The organism is Salinicola sp., assembly GCF_982684285.1.
Window position 1 is genome coordinate 1 of sequence record NZ_CEXLVS010000381.1, and the last position, 2,444, is coordinate 2,444.

The following is a 2,444-nucleotide window of genomic DNA, read 5'->3' on the forward strand; positions in this document are numbered from 1 at the left end:
CGCGTATGCGGTGCTGCAGGCGCTCGACGGCAACGTGCTGGTGCCGATCCTGTTCTCGGAAGCGGTCAACCTGCATCCGGTCTCGATCATCCTGGCGGTGCTGTTCTGCGGCGGGCTGTGGGGGTTCTGGGGGGTGTTCTTCGCCATTCCGCTGGCGACCCTGATCAAGGCGCTGGTGCAGGCCTGGCCGCGAGGGGAGTCGGTCCAGGCCGAGGCGTGACGCGTGGGTGAAGCCGCGCAGGAACGGGATAAGGCACCTCCGCGGGCGGCTGAGCCGCGCAATCTCTCTTTCGCTGCGCTGGCGGGGTCAGAGTCTTTCGAAACCGAGACGCAGGGCCAGCAGTACGAAAGCGGCAGCAAAGCCATAGCGAATGAATGCCATCACTCGTGGCCTGCCGATGACATGATCGCGGACCCAAGCCGCCATCAGTCCATAGCCAATGAACACGATCAATGTCATGACCACGAACACCAAGCCGAGAAGGAGAAAATCGCTACGTGCGTCGGCGCTGTCGACCGGTACGAACTGGGGCAGGAAGGCGAGGAAGAATAGACCCAGTTTGGGGTTGAGCAGGTTGAGCCAGATGCCCGTGCCGATCAGCGCCAGGCCACCGCGAGGCGAGTGCTGACTATCGACGGCCATCACTCCCTGCGCCCGCCATACCTGCCACGCCATGAATAGCAGATAGAGCGTTCCCGCGATGCGCATTGCCTGAAAAAGGGTGCCGCTCTTTTCCAGGATGGCCGTCAGGCCCAGCGTGGCCAGCAGTAGTTGGGGCGCGATGCCCAGTGTGCAGCCCAGCGCGGCGAGCATGGCAGCGCGTGCGCCTCGTCCCAATCCCGTGGCCAGTGTGTAGAGCACGCCGGTGCCTGGCAGCACCACAACGATGAGGGCGGTCAGCAGAAATTCGAGGGTCATGGTGAGATGAGTTCCGATGTTCAGAGGGCGATGAATCAACCACGCCACTGACCAGGCGTCACGCCCAATTGGTGCACGAAAGCCCGTGTCATATGGCTCTGATCCGCAAACCCGGCCGCGCCAGCGGCTTCCGTCAGGGAGGTGCCTCGGCTGATTGCTGCGCAGGCCAGGCGCACGCGGCGCTGTTTGAGATAGGCATGGGGAGTGGTGCCGACTTCGCGCCGGAACCGGCGCAGCGCGGTGTAGGGCGTCAGCTCGGCGATGCGGGCCAGCTCGGAGAGCGCTGGGGCGTCGAGCGGGTCGTCATGAAGTCGTTCCAGCATTCGCTGAACCGCGGATGAAGGAGGGGCGGCCGTTGGTATCGGAAGCGACGTGTCGAGCAGCGCGCCGAACAGATCGCCGATGATTTCCGTGATCTCGTCGGGAGCGCTGTTGGGGATATCCGCCATGCCGTGGAGTAGGCGCCTGGTCAAGGCGGGGTCGATCATCGTCGGATGGCGAAATTCACGCGAGGCCAGCTCGGTGCCGAGGGTGTTCTCGATCAGGTCCGGAGTGACGAACAGCATGCGCCAGCGGCGCGCAGAACCGCCTATCGGGATACCGTCGTGAAGCTCGCTGGGATTGACCGTAATCACGTGACGCGGGCCTGCCTCGACGCTTCCGCGGCCACTCCACGAGACGTGTCCGCCGTCGAGCATCACGCCGATGCCGTACTCGTCGTGCGAGTGACGGGGGAATCGTCGATCCGACTGGATCTCGATGAGATGAGCGCCAGGCAGTGCGGTGTGCGCAGATTGAACCCGGTGTAGCATGGCCTGTTTCCTTGCTTTCGCTGTAGCTTCCATTGGTTCCATCCGGTCGTCTCACGATCGATTGAGAGCTGTCACCCGGCCCGTAGTGAGTGATCGGGAGATTGGTGACCGTGATTGGAGCAACTATCAAAGAGATCCGTCTGAGTGTCTTGAACGAAATTGACTCTCGGTGGTGCAAGGGGGCTCGGAAGGGACAGGGTAATGGGAGGTCGTGGCATGGTTGTGTTCGGCCGCGGACCGCCTTATTGGCGGCCCGCGGCTGACATGTCGCCGGGCTTGATGCGGTGCGGCCCAATTATCTTCAGCGATTGAGCTCCTGAGCCGCGGCGAGCACCTCGTCGACGTGGCCCGGGACCTTGACGCCGCGCCACTCGCGGGCGAGCTTGCCGTCGGCGTCGATCAGGAAGGTGCTGCGCTCGACGCCCAGGTGCTCCTTGCCGTACATCTTCTTGAGCTTGATCACGTCGAACTGGCGGCAGACCGCCTCGTCGCGATCGGAGATCAGCTCGAACGGGAAGCCCTGCTTGGCCTTGAAGTTCTCGTGGGACTTGAGGCCGTCCCGCGAGACACCGAAGACGACCGTATTGGCGGCCTCGAACTCGCCGATCCTGTCGCGGAAGTCGCCACCCTCGGTGGTGCAGCCGGGCGTGCTGTCCTTGGGGTAGAAGTAGAGCACCACCGGGTTGCCGCCGGCGCCGAGCTGCACCTGATCG

The 2,444-nt window shown here is 63.7% G+C and carries 4 protein-coding genes; 1 reads left to right on the forward strand and 3 read right to left on the reverse strand.

From position 1 onward, the window contains the following. On the forward strand, nucleotides 1–220 hold a 220-nt coding region (locus AC3AYF_RS20115; RefSeq protein WP_487780278.1), incomplete at its 5' end, for an AI-2E family transporter. A gap of 87 nt (nucleotides 221–307) precedes the next feature. On the opposite strand, the gene AC3AYF_RS20120 is transcribed toward AC3AYF_RS20115, so the two are convergent. The 3 genes from AC3AYF_RS20120 to AC3AYF_RS20130 form a co-directional block, all read right to left on the reverse strand. Then, the gene (locus AC3AYF_RS20120; protein WP_295035064.1) at nucleotides 308–919 is read right to left on the reverse strand and encodes a LysE family translocator; all 612 of its coding nucleotides are present in this window, start codon (nucleotides 917–919) and stop codon (nucleotides 308–310) included. A 35-nt stretch (nucleotides 920–954) separates the two neighbouring features. After that, nucleotides 955–1,731 carry an AraC family transcriptional regulator gene (locus AC3AYF_RS20125; protein WP_295035066.1) on the reverse strand — a complete coding sequence of 259 codons (777 nt, stop codon included), beginning with the start codon at nucleotides 1,729–1,731 and terminating at the stop codon, nucleotides 955–957. A gap of 301 nt (nucleotides 1,732–2,032) precedes the next feature. After that, nucleotides 2,033–2,444, reverse strand: a 412-nt coding sequence (locus AC3AYF_RS20130; protein WP_487780279.1) for a peroxiredoxin, incomplete at its 5' end; no start/stop codon positions are given.